This window comes from Methylobacterium sp. 1A (genome assembly GCF_058072805.1).
Genome location: NZ_JBYQVE010000002.1, coordinates 1622388 through 1644644 on the forward strand (window position 1 = coordinate 1622388; position 22257 = coordinate 1644644).

The following is a 22257-nucleotide window of genomic DNA, read 5'->3' on the forward strand; positions in this document are numbered from 1 at the left end:
CCGAAACGCAGAGAGCCCCGGCAGGGCCGGGGCTCTCGCGTCGCGTGACGGGTGGCGCTGAGGCTCAGGCCTCCTCGCCGTCCTTCTTCTCGTCCTCGGCGGACTCCTCGGCCTTCTCCTCGGCGGCCTCGGCCGACTGCGCCTCGGCGATGGCGGCCTCCTCGGCCTCCACCTCGGCGCCGAGCACGGTCGGCGGCACGATGTTGGCCACCGGGTCGGTCTGCTCGCCGGTGTAGGTGCCGGCCGGGATCTTGATGTCGGAGACGTGGATGACGTCGCCGATCGCGCGGCCGGTCAGATCGACCTCGATCGCGTCCGGGATCTGGTCGGGGGCGACGTCGAGGCTCAGCGTGTGGGCCACGATGTTGAGGGTGCCGCCGAGCTTCTTGATGCCGGGTGCCGCGTCCTCGTTGACGAAGTGCACCGGCACCTCGACCGTGACGGTCTGGCCCGAGACGACGCGCAGGAAGTCGACGTGCAGCGGCACGCCGGTCACCGGGTCGAGCTGGAAGTCGCGCGGGATCGCGCGGACCTTCTTGCCGCCGGCGTTGATCTCGAACAGCGTGGTCTTGAAGCCGCCGGCGTAGATCAGGGTGCGGGTGCGGATGAGGTCGACCGCGATGGATTGCGGCGGCTGGCCACCCCCGTAGATGACGGCGGGAACTTGGCCCTGGCGACGAACGGCCCGGGCGGCCCCCTTGCCGACCCGGTCGCGTGCCACGGCCTCAAGCGTCTTCACAGCGCTCATGGCGTGATCCTTTACGATTGCTGGAGCCGGAAAACGAAAAGGCCGCCCCTGGCGGACGGCCACATCCTTCCCGGCGCGCCCCTGCCTCCAAGGGTGTCTCGGGGGCGCGCCGTGCGCATACACGGGCGGGGGCGGATTGGCAATGCGGCGGCGCCGCCGACCCGCGGCGGCCCGGCCGTCCGGCATCGATCACAGGCCCGCCAGCGCCCGCCGCGCCCGGCGCTTCTGCAGCCACAGGGTCAGGCCGAGCGCGGTCCCGATCACCAGCGCCGAGACGGCCGTGGTCACCGTTCCGAGGGCGTAGATCTCCGGCGTCGTCACCGTGGTGGTCAGGCCCTGCAGCTCCAGCGGCAGGGTGTTGCGGCCGCCGATCGCCTGGCTGGTGCGGGCGAGCTCGTCGAACGACAGGGTGAAGCCGAACAGCGCCACGCCGACGAGGGCCGGCGCGAGGATCGGCACCACCACGTGCCGGAGCGTCTGCGGGCCGCTGGCGCCCAGGTCGCGGGCGGCCTCCTCGTAGGCCGGGTCGAACCGGTTGAACACCGCGAACATGATCAGCAGGCCGAAGGGCAGGGTCCAGGTGAGATGCGCGCCCAGCGCCGAGCTGTAGAGGCCCATCAGCGTGCCGTGATCCTGCAGGAAACCCCAGCCGGTGGCGGCGGCGAGCGCCTTCACGGCGTCGTCGAGGAGCCGGAACTCCAGGCCGATGCCCAGCGAGACCACGATCGAGGGCACGATCAGGCTCGAGACCGCCAGGGCGAAGACGAGGCCGGCCCCGCGAAACCCCTTCCGGAAGGCGAGGCCCGCGTAGAATGCGATTCCCACGGTGAGCGCCATGACCACGAGGCCGAGGGCCAGCGAGCGCCGCAGCGCCGCCCAGATGTCGATCACGCCGACGCCTTCCCACAGCTTGGCGAACCAGTGGGTCGAGACGCCGTTCATCGGGAAGGTCAGGCCGCCGGACGGGCCCTGGAAGCTCAGCGCCAGGATCGTCAGAGTCGGCCCGTAGAGAAACAGGACGTAGAGGGCGAAGACCGCCGCCAGCAGGTAGAAGGCGCGGCCGCGAGGCTGGTCCATCGCTACAGCTCCCGCCGGAGGTCGATCATCCGGGTGAGCCCGAGGATCATCAGCAGCACGGCGGCGAGCAGCACCACGGCGTTGGCGGCGGCGGCCGGGAACTGCAGGTAGGACATCTGCACCTGGATCACCTTGCCGACGCTGGCGATCTGCTGGCCGCCCATCACGCCCACGGTGACGAAGTCGCCCATCACCAGGGTCGTCACGAAGATCGTCCCGATGGCGATGCCGGGCTTGGCGAGCGGCAGGATCACGTTCCAGAGGATCTGCGCGCCCGACGCGCCGCCGTCGCGCGCCGCCTCGATCAGCCGCCGGTCGATGCGCGCGAGGCTGTTGAAGATCGGCACGATCATGAACACCGTGTCGAGGTGCACGAAGGCCAGGACCACCGCGAAGTCGGAATAGAGCAGGCCCTCGATCGGCTCGCGGATCAGCCCGAGGGTGCGCAGCGTGTCGTTGACGAGGCCGTTGCGGCCGAGCAGCGGGATCCACGAGATCATGCGGATCACGTTCGAGGTCCAGAACGGGATCGTGCAGAGCAGGAACAGGCCCATCCGCACCGTCCCCGAGCGGATGTGGAAGGCCAGGAAGTACGCGATGGCGAAGCCCAGCGGCAGCGTGATCGCCAGCGTCAGCGCGACGAACTTCACCGTCGACAGGTAGGTGCGCACGGTCGTGCAGAGGTCGGCCGACAGGCAGCCGTCGAACACGTCGGCGTAGTTCTGCAGGGTGAGCGCCGGGATGATCTCGTACTCGTTGTACTCCCAGAGCGAGACGATCCCGGTGAGCACCAGCGGCACCACCAGGAAGACGAGGAAGACGAGGGCCAGTGGCGCGGCCTGGAGATAGGCGAGGGCGCGGCCGCGCGGGCGCGCCGCGACGGTGGGCGCTGCGGTGTTCGCAGCGGCCGCGGCGGGCAGGGCGAGATCGCTCATCGGGCTCGCCCCACGCGTGCTGATGCGTCCCATCTCCTCAGTGGGGTGCGATGCGCACGCATCGGTTCCCGCAAGGCGCGACGCGCCCCCTCTCCCGTGCGGGAGAGGGTTGGGGTGAGGGACAGGGGCTTTCCGGAGAGGTCGCATCCCTCACCCTGTCCCTCTCCCGCACGGGAGAGGGGACCCGCGTTCCATCCAGCCGCCGCGTGGCCGCGCAGGATGGGACTCTTCGGTCGCTTGCAGCGGGCGCCCACCGCCCTCACGCCGCGATGAACTCGTTCCACTTGCGCACCATGTAGGTGTTCTCGTCCATCACGGCGTTCCAGCAGGCGACGGCGCCCATCCGCGCGTCGAAGGAGCCGCCATCGCGGGTGGCGCCGGCCTTCTCGATCAGGGTGCCGTCGGGGCCGAGGATGTCCTTCTCGGCGGGCTTCCCCTCCATCCAGAAGGCCCACTCGTAGGGCTGCATGTTCGCCTGGGCGGTCTCCAGCACGGCGGAGTAGTAGCCCTGCCGGTTGAGGTACGCCCCGGCCCAGCCGGACAGGAACCAGTTGATGAAGTCGTAGGCCGCGTCGAGCTTCCGGCCGCTCAGCGTCTTGGGGATGCCGAAGCCCGAGGCCCAGGCCCGGTAGCCCTCCTTCAGCGGCTGGTAGGTGCAGGGCACGCCCTGCGCCCGCACCTTGGTGACGGCGGGCGACCACATCGACTGGATCACCGTCTCGCCCGAGGCCATCAGGTTCACGGATTCGTTGAAGTCCTGCCAGAAGGCGCGGAACTGACCGGCGCGCTTGGCCTCGATCAGCACCTTAATGGTGCGGTCGATCTCGGGCTTCGTCATGTTGCCCTTGTCGCCGTAGGTGTAGTCGCCGGTCGCCTCCACCACCATGGCGGCGTCCATGATGCCGATCGACGGGATGTTGAGGATCGAGGCCTTGCCCTTGAAGGCCGGGTTCAGGAGCTCCTTCCAGCTCGTGACGGGCACCTTGATCAGGTCCGGCCGGATGCCCAGCGTGTCGGCGTTGTAGACGGTCGGGATCAGCGAGATCCACCCGGTCTGTTCGCCGGCAAATTTTTTGGAATCCTGGCCTTCCAGGTAGAAGACCTTCCTGGGCGCCGTGCCCTGGTCGCCGATCTTCTTGCCCGCCACTTCTCCCTTCGTGAAAACGGACGAGATCTTGTCGGCGAGCTTGATCCGCTTGGCGTCCATGCCCTGCAGGTTGCCGGAGGGCAGGATCTTCTTGAGGCTGAAATACTCGGTGTCGATCAGGTCGAAGGAGTTCGGCTGGGTGACCGCCCGCTTGGTCACCTCGTCGGTCACCACCGGAATGTATTCGAGGGTGATGCCCAGATCCTCCTTCACCTTCTTGGCGATGTCGGCGGACTGGTTCACGGCGGTGCCGAGATAGCGGAGGGTCACGGGCTCGGCGGCGTGCACCGCCGGGAAGCCGGTCACCGGCGTCGCGGCGAGCGCGGCGGCCCCCTTCAGGAGCGTGCGCCGGCTCGGCTTCTGGGGCAGGTTCATGGTGGTCTCCGTTAGGCGTCGAGGTGGTGGGCGGCGGCCGCGTCCCAGCCGACCGGGATCGTGTCGCCGAGACGGAGCGGGCGGCTCGCGAAATCCGCGTCGCTGAGGATCGCCGTGAGGGCGGCGGGGCTCTCGGGCGTCCGCTCCAGCCCGTCGGCGTCGAGGCCGACATGGACGCTGGTGCCCTGGTACTCGACCGCCACCACCCGGGCCGGCAGCGCGCCGGGGCCGGCCTCGGCGCCGAGCCGCATCCGGTCGGCCCGCACGGCGACGAGCCCGTCGGGCAGCCGGATCACGTTGTGGCCACCGATGAACCGGGCCACGAAGGCGGTGGCCGGGCGCTCGAACACGGTACGCGGGTCGGCGGCCTGCTCGATCCGCCCGGCATTCATCACCACTACGAGGTCGGAGAGCGCCATCGCCTCCTCCTGGCTGTGGGTGACGTGGATGAAGGTGAGCCCGAGCTCGGTCTGGATCCGCTTCAGCTCGACCCGCATCCGCACCCGCAGGAACGGGTCGAGGGCGGAGAGCGGCTCGTCGAGGAGCAGCACCTTCGGGCCGGTGACGAGGGCGCGGGCGAGGGCCACGCGCTGCTGCTGGCCGCCCGAGAGCTGGGCCGGCAGGCGCCCGGCGAGGTGGCCCATCTGCACGAGGTCGAGCATGGCCATCGCCTTGGTCCGGCGCTCCGCCTTGCCGATCCCGCGCATCTTGAGGCTGAAGGCGACGTTGTCGCGCGCGTCGAGATGCGGGAACAGCGCGTAGCTCTGGAACATCATGGCGGTGCCGCGCGCGGCCGGGGCCGCGTCGCCGACCGCCTTCGGGCCGATCACCACGTCGCCGGCGCTGGCGCGCTCGTGGCCGCCGATCATCCGCAGCGTCGTGGTCTTGCCGCAGCCGGAGGGGCCGAGCAGGCAGCAATAGGCGCCGGACGGCACCTTCAGGTCGATGCCGTCGACCGCAATGGCCGCGCCGTAGCGCTTGGTCAGGCCGATCAGTTCGACATCCATGCGGTGCTCCCCCCGGAGATTGCAGGCAAGCGGCGGGCCAGCGTCGCCCTCAGGCGTGCCGCCGCTCGGCCGGATCGACGGCCCGGTCGAGCACCCGCCCGCGCCCCGGCTCGGACAGGACCCGGCCGTCCTCGGCGATGACCTGCCCGCCCGCGATGGTCATGACCGGCCAGCCGGTGACGTCGAAGCCTTCCCAGGGCGTGTAGTCGGAGCCGTGGTGCAGGTTCGCCTGGCGGATGGTCTCGCGCCGGTTCGGGTCCCACAGGGTCAGGTCGGCGTCGAAGCCCGGGGCGATCGAGCCCTTGCGCGGGTAGAGCCCGTAGAGCTTGGCGTGGTTCGTGGCGGTGAGCGCGGCGAACTGGTTGAGGCTGATGCGCCCCTTCGAGACGCCCTCCGAGAAGAACACCGGCAGGCGCGTCTCGATGCCGGGAATGCCGTTCGGGATCCAGCGGAAGGAGGTCTTACCCCGCGGGTTCAGCTTGCCTTGCGGGTCGTCGTAGCGGAACGGGCAATGGTCGGACGAGACCACGTCGAAGATCCCGCGGCGGATCCCCGACCACACCGCCTCCTGGCTCTCGACGTCCCGCGTCGGCGGCGAGCAGACGTACTTCGCCCCCGCCATGGGATCCTCCTGGCAGAGACCCTTCATGTCCTCGGCCGTGAGGGTGAGGTATTGCGGGCAGGTCTCGGCCCGGATCTTCAGGCCCCGCGCCTGCGCCCAGGCGATCTGCTCGGTGGCCTCGCGCCCCGAGACGTGGACGATGACGATCGGCAGGTCGATCAGCTCCGCGTGGCTGATCGCCCGGTGGGCCGCCTCCCGCTCGACGATCTCCGGGCGCGACAGGGCGTGGCCGTAGGGCCGGGTCTCGCCCGCTCGCTCCAGCCGCTCGCTCAGGTAGCGGATCGCGTCGTAGCCCTCGGCGTGGACCATGACCCGGGCGCCCTGCCGCCGCGCGACGTGGAACACGTCGAGGAGCTGGCGGTCGTTCAGCACGAGGTCGTCGTAGGTCATGAAGACCTTGAACGAGGTGTAGCCGTCGGCCACCAGAGCCGGCAGCTCCTGGCCGAGCACCGCCTCGGTCGGGTCCGAGATGATCATGTGGATCGCCACGTCGACGTGGCACTGGCCCTCGGCCCTGGCCCGGTAGGCGTCGACGGCGCCGCGCAGGGAAGCGCCCCGGGGCTGGAGCGCGAAGGGCATCACGCAGGTGTTGCCGCCGGCCGCCGCCGCCCGGGTGGCGCTGGCGAAGTCGTCGGCCATGACGATGCCGGGGCCGGAATCCTGGGCGATGTGGACGTGGCTGTCGATGCCGCCCGGCAGGACCAGCAGGCCGGAGGCGTCGATCACCCGGGCGGCGTCGGCGATACCCTCGGCCACCGCGACGATCCGCCCGCCGCGCACGCCGATATCGGCCCGGACCGTGTCGCTCGCCGTGACCACCGTGCCGCCCCGGATGGCAAGGTCGAATTCAGGCATGCCGCTCACTCCTCCGCGCCAGCGGGCGCGCCGGGCCGATGCACGGTCCGCGCCGATTCGGGCGGACGCGGTCGGCACCGCAGGAGGTCACAGGCCGCTGTTCGGGTCCAGCGGGCCGCGAGCGGCACGGCCTGACGCCCACGGTTCCAGCCGAAGCCTTCGGCTGGCGTCGCTCTCCCGTCATCACGAGCGCAGCGACGTGACCCAGGGGCGCGCGACGCCGGAAAGCGGAGCACTACCCTGGATTGCTTCGCTCCGCTCGCAAGGACGGGTGTCTCGCGGGGTGCCTCGGGCGGACCGGCGCGGACGCCCCGTCCGCGGGTCCGGCACGCAGGCGCGATGGCGCCGCTGCGTGGAACTGCCGCCAGACGCGGCGCATGTGCCGGGCGGAGCCGAAGCCGGCGCGCTCGGCGACCTGCTCCAGGCCGAGGTCGCTCTGCGCGATCAGCTCCCGGGCCAGCGCGACGCGGGACCGGTTGACCGCGTCCGTCACGGTCATGCCGGCGTGGAGCCGGAACAGCCGCGCGAGGTTGCGCGGGCTCGCGCCCGCGACCCGGCCGAGCAGCGCCGGCGACCAGTCCCGGGCCGGGTCGGCGGCGATCGCGTCCTGGGCCCGGTGGACCGCCGGGTGCAGATGGCTGCGCCCCTCGAGCCAGGGCGAGAGCTGGGGATCGTCGGGCCCGCGCCGCATGTACACGACGAGCGTCCGCGCGACGGCGACCGCCGTCGCCGGGCCCGCCCACTCCGCTACGAGGTGCAGCATCAGGTCGATGCCGGCCGTGACGCCGGCGCTGCTGAACCGGTCGCGGTCCTGCACGAACAGGCGGTTGTCCAGGACTCGGGCCTCGGGGGCCGCCGCCCTCAGCCGGTCGCAGCTGGCATGGTGGGTGGTGCAGACGTAGCCGTCGAGGAGCCCGGCCCGAGCCGCGAGCAGCGCGCCCTCGCAGACGGTCGCCACGATGTGGCCCGGCCGGACCGCGCCGCGCAGCCACGCGACGATCTCGGCCTCCGCGTTGGCGTCGGGCGCTCCGGCCGGCCCGTCGCCGAGCACCTGCGTGGCGGAGCCCGGCAGGAGCACGACCGTCCCGTCCGCCACCGTCTCCGGCAACGGTCCGGCACCGCCCAGGTCGAGCCCGATCGAGCAGCGGGTGAGCGCCCGCGGTGCCGCGTACGCCACCGCGAAGCCGACCCGGTCCTGGACGGTGCCGGCGATCCGCAGCACCTCCAGCGGGCCGGCGAGGTCGAGCAGCAGCGCGCGCGGCGGCAGGACCACGAGGACCGGGATGTGCCGCGCCGCCCCGCTCACGCGGCGACCGGCAGGTCCGGGCCGGCCAGCGCCTGGTCCACGGTGGCGATCCGGGCGAACCGGTCGGTCAGCACCAGCTCGGTGCGGGCCTTGATCTCGTCCGCGCCGAAGCGGCGGCCGTCCGGGTGGGTCATGGCGAAGGTCAGGGTGGCCTCGGTCACGTAGTCGACCTGCCAGCCGCTGTCGGAGGCGTGGCGGGCCGTGGTCTCGCAGCACTGCTCGGTCCGGATGCCCGACACGATCAGCCGGCGGATGCCGTGCTGCGTCAGCCAGCCCGACAGGCCGCTATCGACCAGGGCGCTGTGCCGGCGCTTGTGGAAGGTGGCCGTCGGCGCGATCACGACCGGCGCGAGGGTGCGGACGTGGCCGGAGGCGATGGCGAACGGGCCGCTCTCGGCCACGTGGAACACCTGCAGGACCGGGATCCGCCGCGCGGCGCCGTCGATGAGCGCCTGCAGGCGCGCGGTGAAGGGCGGGACATCGGCGTCGTTCCAGAAGGGCCTGTGCCGGAAGGATTCCTGGACATCGATGACCAGCAGCGCAACATCGGACATTTCGTGTCTCCTGTTCGGTGAAGCGAGCCGCAGCATTCACCGGCGGGACCCGGCGGGAAAGAAACCGCACCGCCAACGAGCGGACATATCCGGCCATTCTCGGGCGAACAGGAGCCGCGCGTGAGCGACCATCCCAAGACGATCTTCGTGCTCACCGGGGCCGGCGTCTCGGCCGAGAGCGGGCTCGGCACGTTCCGCGACCGCGGCGGGATCTGGGCGCGGTTCGACCCGATGAAGCTCGCCACACCGGAGGCCTACGCGGCCGATCCCGACACGGTGCTCGACTTCTACGACTATCGCCGCCGCGGCGTGGTCGCGGCCGAGCCGAACGCCGCGCACTTCGCTCTGGCGCGGGCCGAGGCGCGGATCGCCGACCGGGGCGGGCGGCTGTTCCTGTGCACCCAGAACGTCGACGACCTGCACGAGCGGGCCGGCTCGCGGGCGGTCACCCACATGCACGGCGAGCTGCTCAAGGCGCGCTGCTGCGCCTGCGGCGCGGTCACCCCGTGGCGCGCCGACCTGAGCCGGGCGGACAGCTGCCCCACCTGCAGCACTCCGGGCCGGATGCGGCCGGACGTGGTCTGGTTCGGCGAGATGCCGATGCACCGCGACGCGATCGAGGCGGCGCTCTCCGAGGCCGACCTGTTCGTGGCCGTGGGCACGTCGGGGGCGGTCTACCCGGCGGCCGGCTACGTGCGGCAGGCCCAGGCCCTCGGCATCCCGACCTGCGAGGTCAACCTGGAGCCGTCCGACAACGCCGACGCCTTCGACGCGACCCGCTACGGGCCGGCGAGCGTCGCGCTGCCGCGCTACCTCGACGAGCTCGGCCTCTAGCGGGGCGACCGGCCGACGGCGGGGATTCGGGACCGGCCGCGGACGGGGCCGACCACGCGGCGTTCGCCTTCGGGCTCGCCAACCTGTTGTGCGAACGAGGTTTCTCGGCCCGTGATCCGCCGGACCGGGTCAGGATCAAAATCTTAAATGACGCGAATCACATCGGCGCGAGCTGTCAAGAACTGGTCGGGCAGTTGCCCACGGGTTACAACAGTCAAGCTCGGGATCGGCGTCGCGGCCTACCCGAGCGTTCGTTGAAGCCACAAGGGGAAGCAACTACCCATGCAGCACTTCACCGTAACCGACCGCGAGCGTGACACCGTCCTGGCGGCACTGCGCTATTACCAGTTCTACCGGATGCAGGGTCATCCGTTCGACCCCCGTCAGGATCACCTGATCGACACCATCGCCGGCCGGGCCGGCGAGGCGCTGGACCTCGCCGAGATCGACGATCTCTGCGCCGGCCTGAACGGCAACCCGCACGCCCTCGCCGCCGCGGCGGCCTAAGGCAGCTTCCGGGGCGGCCGAGGCCGCCCTCGCCGACCCCGCGGCCGGCCCAGGGACGGGGCCGGAGGACGGGCAACCTCCGAGATGAGCGGGCCACCGCCGCCGGAGCGAACCTTCCTCACCGGGGCCGGGCTTCGCGCCCGAACCACACCCTGCCGACGCGCATCCGGGCCTGCCCCGCGGCGCGTCGGTCCGACGGGTGGGTCCGCGCGGCGGGCCCCCCGAAAGGCCGGTTTCGCGCGACGCCGAAACGTGGCCTAACGGATGCGCGACGGCCGCACGGCCGCGCCTTCCGGGAGCGCCGAGGTCGATGATGCGGACGGGTTCGCGACGGATCCGCCGCGGCGTCCTGCGGGGCGCCGTCCTGCTGCTCCTCGGGCTCGCGCCCGCCACACCCGAGCCCGTTCAGGCCGCGCCCGAGAGCGTCGCCACCGCGCTGGTCGTCTCCGTGGACGTGTCGCAATCCGTCGACGAGGCGCGCTTCCGGCTGCAGATGGAGGGCATCGCCGAGGCCCTGGAGGATCCGTCGGTCCTCGGCGCGATCACCGGCAATCCGGGCGGGATCCTGTTCGCGATGGTCACCTGGGCGGACCGGGCGACCCTCGCGGTCGGTTGGCGGCGGATCGCCGGCCGGGCCGATGCCGCGGCGGCCGCGGCCCTGGTGCGGGCGACGCCGCGCCAGGCGGGCGAGTTCACCTGCCTCGGCCAGATGTTTCGCACCGTGACCGCCGCCGTGCTCCCGGCGCTCCCGGTCCCGGCCGAGCGCGTGGTGGTCGACGTCTCCGGCGACGGGATCGACAACTGCACCGACGCCGACAGCCTCGCGGAGGCGCACCGGTCACTGCTCGACACCGGCGCGACGGTCAACGGCCTGCCGATCCTGGTGCCGGGCGAGAACGACGTGGTCGGGGCCGGGGCCTACCGGGCGCCCGGCTACGGCCTGCTCCCGACGCCGCTGCCGCAGGAGCGCACGGGCCTGGAGCAGTGGTACCGCGCGCACGTCATCGGCGGCCCGGGGGCGTTCCTGCTGGCGGCCGCCGGCTACGGCGACTTCTCGCGGGCGCTGCGGCGGAAATTCGTGATCGAGATCAGCGCGCTGGGGCAGTGACGGGGCTCTCCCCGGACGTACGTCACGCGGATCGGATCGCCCTCGCGGCTGGCCCTGAGCCAACCGTGACGGGCCGGCGCGGACCTGACGGAGGCTGGGGTATTACGCGCTCCGTCATCATGAGCGAAGCGACCCAGGGCAGCGCGACCTCGGAAGGCTTGGCGTGACCCTGGGTTGCTTCGCTCCGCTCGCAAAGACGGTGGGGCAGAAACGGACAACCGGAAAGCGTATCAGCCCCTCAGGGTGCCTTCTTCAACTGCTGCTCGGCGCGGGTGAGCGCCGCCTCGCACGCCTTCGCGTCGCCTTTCTGATCCGCCGTGCGCGCCTCTTCCAGGGCGACCTTCGCCTGCTGGGCGGCGTCCGCGCCCTGGCCGGCCTGGGCCGACTTCTCCGGCGGCGCCTGCGGCGACTCGTTCGCCCGCTGGCCCTCCGTCCCGGTGACACCCTCGCCGCCGCGCTTGGCGGCGTTACCCTGGCCGCTGGTCGAGGCGGAGATCGACTGGGTCAGCTCGGACTGGACCCGCTTGGAGACGCCCTCGATCCGGTCGCCGCAGGGCGAGGCGAGGGCGGGGGCCGCCGTCAGGATCAGGGTCAGGCAGGCCGTCAGGGCGGGACGCATCATCGGGTCGAGTACTTTCCAAGAGAATGGGGCCGCGGGTTTCCCCACGGCCCCAACGCCTCGCGACGGGTGACGGTTCAGGCGCTCAGCTGATCGCGGATCGGCAATTGCCGGACCCGCCGGCCGGTGGCCGCGAAGATCGCGTTGGCGATGGCCGGCGCCACCGGCGGCACGCCGGGCTCGCCGACGCCGCCGAGCGGACCGTCCCAGCGGCCAGTCGGCACCAAGTGCACGCGGACCGCCTTCGGGGCTGCGTCGATCCGGAGGACCTCGTAGCCGTCGAAGTTGTTCTGGACCGCCCGGCCCTGCTTGAAGGTGATCTCGGAGGTGAGGGCGAGCCCCATCCCCATGACCACGGCGCCCTCCATCTGCGAGCGGATGCGCTCCGGGTTGACCTGCGGGCCGCAATCGACCGCGATGTCGATCGCCTTCACCTGGACCTGGCCCTTGTCGTCGACCTCCACCTCGGCCGCCACCGCCGTGTAGGTGACGAAGCTGTAGTGGCCGGCGATGCCGAGGCCGGTGCCCTTCGGCATCTGGCGACCCCAGCCCGCGCCCTTGGCGGCCGCCTCGATCACGCCGCGCAGGCGGCCGGTCTCGATCGGGTAGCGCTTCGGGTCCTCGCCGTAGTTCCAGACGTCACCGATCTCGGTCGGGCTGATCTTGCGATCGGGTCCGATGAGCGCGAGCAGGTACTCCTTCGGCTCGCGGCCGGCGGCGTGCGCCAGCTCCGACACGAAGGACTGGATCGCGAAGGCGTGCGGAATGTTCGACACCGAGCGGAACCAGCCGATGCGGGCATGCGCGGCGGCCTCGGGGTTCTCCAGTCGCATGTTCGGGATGTCGAGCGGCGTGTTGACCAGCCCCATCCCGAGCTCGAACGGCAGCTCGTGCTTCGGGTCGGGCGCGAAGATCGAGCCGATCGTCGGCGCCACCGAGCGGTGCAGCCACGCCACCGGCATGCCCTTGTCGTCGAGGCCGGCCTCCAGCCGCTCCACCGAGATCGTGTGGTAGAAGCCGTGGTGGAGGTCGTCCTCGCGGGTCCAGGCCAGCTTCACCGGCGCGCCGTCGACGGCCTGCGAGCAGAGCGCCGCCTCAACCACGTAATCGGGCTTCGACTTGCGCCCGAACCCGCCGCCGAGCAGCGTGACGTTCACCTTGACCTTGTCGTCGGGCAGCTTGAGCGCCTTCATCAGGCGGTCGTTGGCGGCCTGCGGACCCTGGACGCAGGCCCAGGCCTCGCAGAACCCGTCCTTCACCCGGGCTACCGCCGCCGGGGGCTCCATGGGGGCCTGGGCGAGGTGCGGCACGAAGTACTCGGCCTGGACCTTGGTCTTGGCCTTGGCCATGGCGCCGTCGACGTCGCCCTGCGTGCGCACGACCTTGCCCGGCTTGCGCGCGGCGGCCTCCAACTCCTTGCGGAACGCGTCGGTATCGTAGCCGGCGTTCGGGCCGTCGTCCCAGGTGATCTTGAGCGCGTCCCGGGCCTTCAGGGCTGCCCAGGTGTTCTTGGCCACCACGGCGACGCCGCCGAGCGGCATGAACTCCGAGGGGATCGGGGTGGCGTCGATCTTGAAGATCTTCACGACGCCCGGGACCTTCTTGGCCTCGCTGTCGTCGAAGGACTTCACCGTGCCGCCGTAGACGGCCGGGCGCGCGACGACCGCGTACAGCATCCCGTCGAGCTTGGTGTCGAGGCCGTAAACGGCCTTGCCGGTGGTGATGTCGAAGTTGTCGATCAGACCGATCTTGCCGGTGCCGATGTAGCGGAAGTCCTTGGGATCCTTCAGCTTGACGTCGGCGGGCACCGGCAGCTCGGCGGCGGCCTTGGCGACCGCGCCGTAGCCGAGGGTGCGGCCCGACTTGGCGTGGGTCAGCGTGTGGTTGACGGCCGTCACCTCGGAGGCCGGCACGCCCCACTGCTTGGCCGCCGCCTGGATCAGCATCAGCCGCGCGGCGGCGCCGGCGTGGCGGAAGTGCTGGAAGAAGTGGCGGGTCGAGCGCGAACCGTCCGTGTCCTGGTTGCCGAAGCGGCTCTCGTCGCCCCAGGCCTGGACGACCTTCACCTTCGCCCAGTCGGCCTCCAGCTCGTCGGCGACCGTGAAGGCCACAGAGGTGCGGATGCCCTGGCCCATGTCGGAGCGGTGGTTGGTCACCGTGACGGTGCCATCCGGCGCGATGGCGACGAAGACCTTCGGGTCGTCGCGCCAGCCGTGCGGCATGCCGTCGGCGCCGAACTTCTGCTCCTTCTGCTCCTTGGTCTGGGTCTCGTCGGCCCGGGCCGGGCGCAGCGAGAGGGCCAGAACCAGGGCGCCGGCGCCGCCGAGGATGCCGCGGCGGCTGACGTTGTCGAGGGCCGGCGTGGTGCCGGCGGCGCGCTCAGCGGTGAGCTTGGCGTCGTGGATCACAGGCGCTCTCCCTTGCTGGCGGGCGCCGTCTGGCCGGCGGCCTGATGGATCGCGGCGCGGATGCGCGGGTAGGTGCCGCAGCGGCAGATGTTGCCGCTCATCGTGGTGTCGATGTCGTCGTCGGTGGGCTTCGGCGTGTCCTTGAGGAGGGCAGCCGCCTGCATGATCTGGCCGCACTGGCAGAAGCCGCACTGGGCGACGTTCTGGTCGCGCCACGCCACCTGCACGGGATGGTTGCCGTCCGGCGACAGACCCTCAATGGTCACGACCTCCTGGCCGGCGGCCGCCGAGACCGGCGTGATGCAGGCGCGGGTCGCCGCGCCGCCGAGATGGATGGTGCAGGCCCCGCAGAGCGACACGCCGCAGCCGAACTTGGCGCCGGTGAGCCCGAGCTCGTCCCGCAGGTACCACAGCAGCGGCATGTCGGGGTCGCCGTCGAAGCTGCGCGCAGCCCCGTTCACGGTGAGTTTGATCATCGTTGCGTCCTGTCTGGCGGCGCCGGAGCGGCGATCAGTCGGGTCCGAGCCGGGCCGGGGGCCTCGGCCGGCTTAGCCGGCTCACGTTCCCCGGTGCGGACAGGCCGCGGGGCGAACGCTCAAGCTCAGAATAATAAATATTCTAAGGCACGCGGCGGGGTCGGCGCAACGCGGGGACGCGGCCGGTCATCCCCGAGCCTCTGCGCCCGGGGCATGCCGCGTGCGGCGGCGCACATGGGCGACCATCGATGCGGAGACGCGGGCCAGTCGATTCAGGCCGGCGTTCCGGTCAGCCGCGCGCCGTGGCCGCGGTTGGTTCGAAGCGCGAACGCATCGTTACGCCCCGACATAGCGTGTCGATCCTCAGTCGTTTCGCTCGCGAGGACGGCGTTTCGCGTCCAACTCAGATCCCCTGGCACTGACCCATTCTGGTAGCAATCGAGGCACGTCGGTCGCAGACCGTCACGGCACGGTCTCCAGATCCGTCCTGCGGAACTCGTCGGCCGTGGCCAGGATCGGCGTGCGGTAGAGCCGTGCCGCCGCGTGGTGGAGACAATCGCCGAGGTTGAGGCCGTGGCGGCCGGCCCGGTATCGATGCGCGGCCGACAGGGCGAGCGCCGTCGTCTCGATGGCCGGCGGCAGGTCGCAGATCTCGATGCCCCTGGCTTCGAGAAATTCGAGGACGATCGGCCCGACCGCCTCGACCGTCATGTCGAACTTGTCGGGCCGCGCGAGGGCCAGCACCGTTTCGAGGACGGCAACGGGCGACGTTCTGCACTGGCGTGCCGAGGCGAGCGCCGTGGAGATCCGCTCGGCCTCGGGCTCGTCGGCGAGCAGGGCCACGATCGCGGACGCATCCACGAACATCAGACGCTTTCCCACATCGCGTCATACGCATCCCGCGCGAGAGGCACGCGGGCGGTCTCGCTGAGCGCGACCCCGTGCTTCTGACGCACCCGTGCGGCGGTCTCCCGCGGGGACTCCTCCCGGTGGCGGCGCTCGATCGCCTCGCGCATGGCGATGACGATCGCCTCGGTGATGCCGACTCCCACCAGGGCGGCGAACCGGCGTGTCAGCGCGTCGGCCTCGGGATTGTTGACGTTGATCGGCATGCGGTCGGCCCTCGGGCACGATGTAGATAAGCTCTTCCGCCGATCTACACCAGCGTGCGGCCCTCAGACCGTCACCTGCGTCCCGACCTCCACCACGCGCCCGGTCGGGATCTGGAAGAAGTCCGTCGCGTCGTTGGCGTTCTTGGCGAGGGTGATGAAGATCCGGTCCTGCCAGAGCGGCATGCCCGAATGCGCCGCCGGCCGGATCGAGCGGCGCGACAGGAAGAACGACGTCGCCATGATGTCGAACTTGAAGCCCTGGCGGCGCAGCAGCACCAGCGTCTTCGGGATGTTCGGCGTCTCCATGTAGCCGAATTTCATCACGACCTTGTAGAAATGCGGGCCCACCGGCTCGATCCGCACCTTGTCGGCCTCGTTCGAGCGCGGTGTGTCCACCGTCTCGACGGTGAGGATCACGTTCTTCTCGTGCAGCACCTTGTTGTGCTTGAGGTTGTGCAGGAGCGCCGCCGGGGCGATCTCGGGATCGCTCGTCAGGAACACCGCGGTGCCGCGCACGTGGTGGGGCGGGCTCTTCTCCAGCATGCTGACCAGCTCGACCAGCGGCACGTCGGTCTTGCGGGTCTTGTTGAACAGGATCGTCACCCCGCGCACCCAGGTCCACATCAGGATGATGAGGCCGCCCGCGAGCAGCAGGGGTACGTAGCCGCCCTCCACGACCTTGATCAGGTTGGAGAGCAGGAACAGGAACTCGAGGACGATGAAGGGCAGCATCACGGCCGCGGCCGCCACGGGCGACCACTTCCACATGCGCCACATCACCAGGAAGGTCAGCGAGGCGGTGAGCAGCATCGTGCCGGTCACCGCGATGCCGTAGGCCGAGGCCAGCGACGACGAGGTCTTGAACAGCACGGCGAGCAGCACCACGCCGAACATCAGGAGGGCGTTGATCTGCGGCAGGTAGATCTGGCCGGCATGCGACTCGGAGGTGTGGCGGATCTCCAGCCGCGGCAGCAGGCCGAGCTGGATCGCCTGCCGGGACAGCGAGAAGGCACCGGTGATCACCGCCTGGCTCGCCACCACGGTGGCGATCGTGGCGAGCACCACCATCGGCAGCAGGCCCCAGGCGGGCACGAGCTGGAAGAACGGATCGGCCGTGTCGGGCTTCTCCAGCACCAGGGCCGCCTGCCCGAGATAGTTGAGGGCGAGCGCCGGGAAGACGAGGCAGATCCAGGCCACCTGGATCGGCTTGCGGCCGAAATGGCCGAGATCGGCGAACAGGGCCTCGGCCCCGGTCACCGCCAGGAACACCGCCCCCAGGGCGATCAGCGCGCCGCTGCCGTGGCCGAGCAGGTAGTGCACGGCGTGCCAGGGATTGAGCGCGCGGAACACCTCCGGGTGCAGGGTGATGTGCGGCAGCGCCGCGAGCGCCATGGCGAGGAACCACACGACGGTCACCGGCCCGAAGAAGGCCGCCACCTTCCCGGTCCCGCGGTTCTGCACGAGGAACAGCGCGACGATGATCACCACGGTGATGGGCAGGACGTACTCGTCGAGGGCGGGCGTGACGAGCTTCAGGCCCTCCACCGCCGAGAGGACCGAGATCGCCGGCGTGATCACCGCGTCGCCGTAGAACAGCGAGGCGCCGAGGAGCCCCAGCATGAACACGATGCGCGAGCCGCCGAGCGCCTTCCGGGCCAGCGCCATCAGCGAGAGGATGCCGCCCTCGCCGTTGTTGTCCATGCGCAGCAGGATCGCGACGTACTTGACCGTCACGATCATGAAGAGGGCCCAGAGGATCAGCGACACGGTGCCGATCACCTCCTCGGGCAGCAGGATGCCGTCGGTCCGGGCCGGGACCAGGGCCTCGCGGAACGCGTAGAGCGGGCTGGTGCCGATATCGCCGTAGACGACACCGACGGAGCCGACCAGCAGCGTCCAGAACCCGGCATGGCCGTGCTGGGTCTCGGCCTTCTCGGGGGCGTCGAGGCTGCCGGCGGTGGCCGGCCCGTGCGTCGGCGCCGGGGCGCCGGTCTCGTCGGCGGCCTGGGCGGCCGCGCGCGCGGCGTCGGGGGCTGCGGGCGCGGGCTGGGGGGCTACGCCGGGTGCGAAGGTTTGGCTCATGCGGATGTCGGAAGCTCGGGCGTGGCCGGCGCTTCGCGGTTCGGCTCAGGGGCCAGTCGGGGCCGGGCAGAAAACGCGAAGACTCCGCCGAACCGTGCGGGCCGGCCACCGGGCCGACCGCTCGCGGGATCGTGCGGCCTTGCTATCATGCCCTCGTGCGCCCGGAAACCGTGTGCACCCGCGAAGAACGCGGAGCTGGGTCTCGGCACGGCGGGCCACGCCGCCAACGTTAACCGGACGCGCGGCGCCCCGGAGCGACGGCGGGAGGCGACGCGGTCTCCGTCTCGCGGGACCTGCGCGTCGGCCCGCCCGTCACTCGGCGGCGGTGCGGTTCCCGCCCTGGCCGAATCGGCGCTCGATGTAGTCGATCACGATCGTCTCGAAGTCCTTGGCCAGCGTCGGGCCGCGGAGCGTCATCGCCTTCTTGCCGTCGATGAAGACCGGCGCGGTCGGGGTCTCGCCGGTGCCGGGCAGCGAGATGCCGATATCGGCGTGCTTCGATTCGCCCGGGCCGTTCACGATGCAGCCCATCACGGCCACGTTCAGCCCCTCGACGCCCGGATAGGTCTTCTTCCACTCCGGCATGGAGGTGACGATCCAGTTCTGGATGTCGCGGGCGAGTTCCTGGAACGTGGTCGAGGTCGTGCGGCCGCAGCCCGGGCAGGCCGCCACCATCGGCACGAAGGTGCGGAACCCCATGGTCTGCAGGAGTTCCTGGCTCGCCTTGACCTCGACGGTCCGGTCGCCGCCGGGCTCGGGGGTCAGCGAGTACCGGATCGTGTCGCCGATCCCCTCCTGGAGCAGCACGCCGATGGCGGCCGAGGCGGCCACGAGACCCTTCGATCCCATGCCGGCCTCGGTGAGGCCGAGATGGATGGCGTAGTCCGAGCGGCGCGCCACCTCGCGGTAGACGGCGATCAGGTCCTGCACCGCCGAGACCTTGGCCGAGAGGATGATCTTGTTCTGCGGCAGGCCGAGCTCCACGGCTCGGTCGGCCGAGCTGATCGCCGAGCGGACCATCGCCTCGCGCATCACCGCCCGGGCGTCGATCGGCCGCGGCGCCTTGGCGTTCTCGTCCATCAGGTGAGTGAGCAGCTCGCCGTCCAGCGATCCCCAGTTGGCGCCGATCCGCACGGTCTTGTTGTGCTTGATCGCCTGCTCGATGATCGCCGAGAACTGCGTGTCCTTCTTGTCCTTGAAGCCGACGTTGCCGGGGTTGATCCGGTACTTGGCTAGCGCCTCCGCGCAGGCCGGATGGTCGGCGAGCAGCTTGTGGCCGATGTAGTGAAAGTCGCCCACCAGCGGCACGTGGACGCCGATCCGGTCGAGGCGCTCGCGGATCTTCGGCACTGCGGCCGCCGCCTCGTCGCGGTCGACCGTGATGCGCACGAGCTCCGAGCCGACCCGGGCGAGCTGGGCGACCTGCGCCACGGTGGCGTCGATGTCGGCCGTGTCGGTGTTGGTCATCGACTGGACGACGATCGGGGCGCCGCCGCCGACGGTGACCGCGCCCTCCCCCTCGCCGACCGTGACCCCGACGGTGCGGTGGCGCGGGGCGGGGCCGGCGATCTCCGGTCCGCCGCCGGCCAGCGGGTTGTCGGCGGGGTTCTCGGAACGGGTGGCTTCCATGACTTCCATCGTGGACTTTCGCGGGCGCGCCTCGCGGGTGCCGGAGCCGTGACGGCTGCCGGGCCGGTCCCGGGGACACGCCTCGCCGGAACTTCGGGGCTGCCGCGGGTTAGCTGCGGACGACCCGGCGCCGCGTCAACCCGGCGCCGCGCGGGGCAGCATCGCGCAGGACAGCATCGCGGCTGTCATGTCGTATCCGGGCGCGGATGTCGAGTTTCCTGCACGTCCCGGAGGCACCCGCCGCCGCCGCCAGCCGGTTTTCGTCGGACTCTGTTGCCGATTCGCTCGGGCCGGGACAGGTGCCGGCGCGGGGCGGGCACTCCGCCGCGATCCCGTCGCACGGTTGATGCTGCATCGCAGCATCCCATCTGTGTGGTGGATCAGGAGGTCGACATGAGCGAGCAATTCGGTGGCGCCGAGCCGCACAACCCCGCCACCGCCGTTCCCGAATCGCCCGTCACCGACGCGATCGAGGCGCAGCCGGCGCAGGCGCCGGGCCCCGCGCTCGCCGGGCCCAAGTTCGAGAAGCCGGTGGCGCTCGCCCTCCAGGGCGGCGGCGCGCACGGCGCCTTCACCTGGGGCGTGCTCGACGCGCTCATCGAGGACGGCCGCCTCGGCTTCGAGGCGGTGACGGGGGCGAGCGCCGGGGCGATGAACGCCGTCGTCCTGGTGGATGGCTGGCTGAAGGGCGGCCCGGACGGGGCCCGCGAGGGTCTGGAGCGGTTCTGGCGCGAGGTCAGCCTCGACGGCGACCTAGGGCCGGCCCAGCGCAACCTCGTGAGCGGCCTGTTCAGCCTGTGGAAGGGCAACCCGGTGGCCGAGTTCTGGGCCAAGATGCTGGCGCCGAGCCCCTACGTGTCGAACCCGCTCAACATCAATCCGCTGCGCAAGGCGCTCGCCGAGCAGGTCGATTTCGACCGCCTCCGCGAGGCCGACACGGCGGGCCTGTTCGTGTCGGCGACCAACGTCTGGACCGGCAAGCTCGCGGTGTTCGAGCGCGAGCGCCTGACCGTCGACCACCTGATGGCCTCGGCTTGCCTGCCCACGGTCTTCCAGGCAGTGGAGATCGACGGCGTGCCCTACTGGGACGGCGGCTATCTCGGCAACCCGCCCCTCTACCCCCTGCACCGCGGCGCCCAGACCCGCGACATCCTGCTCGTGCAGATCAACCCCGTGGAGCGGCGCGAGACCCCCCGCACGGAGGCCGAGATCCGCGACCGGCTCAACGAGATCACGTTCAACGCGAATCTGATGCGCGAATTGCGGGCGATCGACTTCCTCGACGGGCTGATCGAGGAGGGCACCCTCGGCCAGGGCCAGTACCGCCGGGTCCTCGTGCACCGGATCGACGGCACCGACGCCCTCGAGGACTACAACGCCGCCTCCAAGCTCGACGCGCGCTGGACGGTGTTCAAGCGCCTGCGCGACAAGGGCCGCGCCGCCGCGCAGGCCTGGCTCGCCGAGAATTATGACGCAGTCGGCCGAGACTGTACGGTCGACCTGCAGCAGGCATATCAGTGAGGTAATCCCGCGTCCGACCCGGCCCATCGGGGCCGTGGGCGGTCCGAGCCGGAGATCTGACATGACCCTGCTGCGCCGCGAGGCTCTCATCCTGATCGGTGCCGGCCTCGCCGGCACCGCCCGCGCCGCCGAGGCCGCGCGGGCCATGGACTTCACCTTCGAGACGCCCGAGGGCGCGCCGATGCCGCTCTCCGCCTACGCGGGAAAGCCGATCCTCGTGGTCAACACCGCGACAGCTTGCGGCTATGCCGGGCAGCTCACCGGGCTGCAGACGCTCTGGACGCGGTTCGGCGATCGCGGGCTCATCGTGCTGGGCGTGCCGTCGCCGGATTTCGGCAACCAGGAACCCCTGGACGGCCCGGCCATCGCGGAGGCGGCGCGGAGGAATCACGGCGTCACTTTCCCGCTCACGGCCAAGACCCGCGTGAAGATGCCGGGCGCCCACCCGTTCTACCGCTGGGCGGCGGCCGAGCGCCCCGCCGAGACGCCGCGCTGGAACTTTCACAAATACCTGATCGCCCGCGACGGCACCCTCGCGGCGGCCTTCGCCACGCAGGTCGAGCCGACCGATCCGCGGGTGATCTCGGGGATCGCCGCCACCCTCGACCAGGCCTGACGGCGACGCCGGGCCGGGAGGCGGGATTAAACGCGCGGGCCCCGCGTTCACACATCATGGCATCGGACAAGAACAAGCGCGCGGACCTCCTCGACCTGCTGGTGCCCCTGCGGCGCTACGCGCGGTCGCTCACCCGCGACACGCTGCGGGCCGACGACCTCGTGCACGACACGCTGGTGCGGGCCCTGGAGATGCAGGGCTCGCTCCGGCCGAACACCAATCTGCGCACCTGGATGATGACGGTGCTGCACAACGCCTTCATCGACGAGCAGCGCCGCCGGCAGGTGGAGGCGCGACACGCCGACACGCTGGTCCGGATGACCGAGGACATGGCGCCGCCGGCCCAGGAGGGTCAGGTGCGCCTCGCCCAGATCCGGCAGGCCTTCCTCAAGCTGCCGGAGGAGCAGCGCGCGGCGCTCCACCTCGTCACCCTGGAAGGCATGGCCTACGCCGACGCGGCGGCCGTCCTCGGCATCCCGATCGGCACGCTGATGTCCCGCCTCGGCCGCGGCCGGGCGGCCCTGCGGGCCTTCGAGGAGGGGACGCGGACCGACCGCGGCTCCGACGAGGCGGAACCCACCAAGACATCCGAGACGCGGCGCGGACCGCCCTCCACTCTCCGGCTCGTCGTCTCCGACGAGCCGCGGGAAAGGTCCGCCTGGCCTCTGCGACGCGCCGTCGGAGAGAGCTGAGCACGGAGCTGATGAAGGACCGGCACC

General features: G+C 71.2%; 21 protein-coding genes. 6 read left to right on the plus strand and 15 right to left on the minus strand.

The window, feature by feature from the left end:
- Positions 1–64: 64 nt before the first annotated feature.
- The 8 genes from ACX9MN_RS27715 to ACX9MN_RS27750 all read right to left on the minus strand — a co-directional run bounded on the left by ACX9MN_RS27715 (position 65) and on the right by ACX9MN_RS27750 (position 8626).
- On the minus strand, positions 65–748 hold the full coding sequence (locus ACX9MN_RS27715; protein WP_020093856.1) for a 50S ribosomal protein L25/general stress protein Ctc: 684 nt from the start codon (positions 746–748) through the stop codon (positions 65–67).
- Positions 749–937: 189 nt separating this feature from the next.
- Positions 938–1825, minus strand: coding sequence for an ABC transporter permease (locus tag ACX9MN_RS27720; RefSeq protein ID WP_056523607.1), 888 nt, complete (start codon positions 1823–1825; stop codon positions 938–940).
- 2 nt (positions 1826–1827) lie between these two features.
- A complete protein-coding gene (locus ACX9MN_RS27725; RefSeq protein WP_020093854.1) occupies positions 1828–2760 on the minus strand; it encodes an ABC transporter permease in 933 nt (310 codons plus the stop codon).
- A 259-nt stretch (positions 2761–3019) separates the two neighbouring features.
- Positions 3020–4282 (minus strand): ABC transporter substrate-binding protein, encoded by a 1263-nt coding sequence (locus ACX9MN_RS27730; RefSeq protein ID WP_489726019.1) that lies wholly within the window; start codon positions 4280–4282, stop codon positions 3020–3022.
- 11 nt (positions 4283–4293) lie between these two features.
- Positions 4294–5289: an ABC transporter ATP-binding protein gene (locus tag ACX9MN_RS27735; RefSeq protein WP_489726020.1), complete on the minus strand. Its 996-nt coding sequence runs from the start codon at positions 5287–5289 to the stop codon at positions 4294–4296.
- 49 nt (positions 5290–5338) lie between these two features.
- Positions 5339–6766, minus strand: coding sequence for a dihydropyrimidinase (hydA, locus tag ACX9MN_RS27740; protein WP_489726021.1), 1428 nt, complete (start codon positions 6764–6766; stop codon positions 5339–5341).
- Positions 6767–7001: 235 nt separating this feature from the next.
- The gene (locus ACX9MN_RS27745; RefSeq protein ID WP_489726022.1) at positions 7002–8072 is read right to left on the minus strand and encodes a GlxA family transcriptional regulator; all 1071 of its coding nucleotides are present in this window, start codon (positions 8070–8072) and stop codon (positions 7002–7004) included.
- Positions 8069–8626, minus strand: a complete 558-nt coding sequence (locus ACX9MN_RS27750; protein WP_489726023.1) for an isochorismatase family protein — start codon at positions 8624–8626, stop codon at positions 8069–8071. Before ACX9MN_RS27750 ends, ACX9MN_RS27745 begins: the two co-directional genes overlap by 4 nt.
- Before the next feature lie 120 nt (positions 8627–8746).
- Between ACX9MN_RS27750 and ACX9MN_RS27755 the strand changes: the two genes are divergently transcribed.
- The 3 genes from ACX9MN_RS27755 to ACX9MN_RS27765 all read left to right on the plus strand — a co-directional run bounded on the left by ACX9MN_RS27755 (position 8747) and on the right by ACX9MN_RS27765 (position 11075).
- Positions 8747–9460 carry an SIR2 family NAD-dependent protein deacylase gene (locus tag ACX9MN_RS27755; protein ID WP_489726024.1) on the plus strand — a complete coding sequence of 238 codons (714 nt, stop codon included), beginning with the start codon at positions 8747–8749 and terminating at the stop codon, positions 9458–9460.
- Between the two features lie 282 nt (positions 9461–9742).
- Complete coding sequence (locus tag ACX9MN_RS27760; RefSeq protein WP_012320868.1) at positions 9743–9967, plus strand: hypothetical protein; 225 nt, start codon at positions 9743–9745, stop codon at positions 9965–9967.
- A gap of 313 nt (positions 9968–10280) precedes the next feature.
- Positions 10281–11075 carry a DUF1194 domain-containing protein gene (locus ACX9MN_RS27765; RefSeq protein ID WP_091681903.1) on the plus strand — a complete coding sequence of 265 codons (795 nt, stop codon included), beginning with the start codon at positions 10281–10283 and terminating at the stop codon, positions 11073–11075.
- Positions 11076–11313: 238 nt separating this feature from the next.
- Here ACX9MN_RS27765 and ACX9MN_RS27770 read toward each other — a convergent pair whose 3' ends face one another.
- From ACX9MN_RS27770 to ispG, 7 genes are all read right to left on the minus strand, one after another.
- The gene (locus ACX9MN_RS27770; protein WP_427509694.1) at positions 11314–11697 is read right to left on the minus strand and encodes a hypothetical protein; all 384 of its coding nucleotides are present in this window, start codon (positions 11695–11697) and stop codon (positions 11314–11316) included.
- Between the two features lie 74 nt (positions 11698–11771).
- Positions 11772–14102, minus strand: coding sequence for a xanthine dehydrogenase family protein molybdopterin-binding subunit (locus ACX9MN_RS27775; protein WP_489726025.1), 2331 nt, complete (start codon positions 14100–14102; stop codon positions 11772–11774).
- Positions 14099–14578 (minus strand): (2Fe-2S)-binding protein, encoded by a 480-nt coding sequence (locus ACX9MN_RS27780; protein ID WP_489726026.1) that lies wholly within the window; start codon positions 14576–14578, stop codon positions 14099–14101. Before ACX9MN_RS27780 ends, ACX9MN_RS27775 begins: the two co-directional genes overlap by 4 nt.
- A gap of 462 nt (positions 14579–15040) precedes the next feature.
- Complete coding sequence (locus ACX9MN_RS27785; protein ID WP_489726027.1) at positions 15041–15445, minus strand: type II toxin-antitoxin system VapC family toxin; 405 nt, start codon at positions 15443–15445, stop codon at positions 15041–15043.
- Complete coding sequence (locus ACX9MN_RS27790) at positions 15445–15690, minus strand: type II toxin-antitoxin system VapB family antitoxin (RefSeq protein ID WP_103985845.1); 246 nt, start codon at positions 15688–15690, stop codon at positions 15445–15447. Before ACX9MN_RS27790 ends, ACX9MN_RS27785 begins: the two co-directional genes overlap by 1 nt.
- A 63-nt stretch (positions 15691–15753) precedes the next feature.
- A complete protein-coding gene (locus ACX9MN_RS27795) occupies positions 15754–17772 on the minus strand; it encodes a potassium transporter Kup (protein WP_489726028.1) in 2019 nt (672 codons plus the stop codon).
- Between the two features lie 312 nt (positions 17773–18084).
- Positions 18085–19410 (minus strand): flavodoxin-dependent (E)-4-hydroxy-3-methylbut-2-enyl-diphosphate synthase, encoded by a 1326-nt coding sequence (gene ispG, locus ACX9MN_RS27800; RefSeq protein WP_026605032.1) that lies wholly within the window; start codon positions 19408–19410, stop codon positions 18085–18087.
- Positions 19411–19794: 384 nt separating this feature from the next.
- On the opposite strand from ispG, the gene ACX9MN_RS27805 reads away from it, so the two are divergent.
- From ACX9MN_RS27805 to ACX9MN_RS27815, 3 genes are all read left to right on the plus strand, one after another.
- The gene (locus tag ACX9MN_RS27805; protein ID WP_447682555.1) at positions 19795–20922 is read left to right on the plus strand and encodes a patatin-like phospholipase family protein; all 1128 of its coding nucleotides are present in this window, start codon (positions 19795–19797) and stop codon (positions 20920–20922) included.
- 61 nt (positions 20923–20983) lie between these two features.
- Complete coding sequence (locus tag ACX9MN_RS27810) at positions 20984–21538, plus strand: glutathione peroxidase (protein WP_331298210.1); 555 nt, start codon at positions 20984–20986, stop codon at positions 21536–21538.
- Between the two features lie 56 nt (positions 21539–21594).
- On the plus strand, positions 21595–22230 hold the full coding sequence (locus ACX9MN_RS27815; protein ID WP_489726029.1) for a sigma-70 family RNA polymerase sigma factor: 636 nt from the start codon (positions 21595–21597) through the stop codon (positions 22228–22230).
- The last annotated feature ends 27 nt before the right edge of the window (positions 22231–22257 follow it).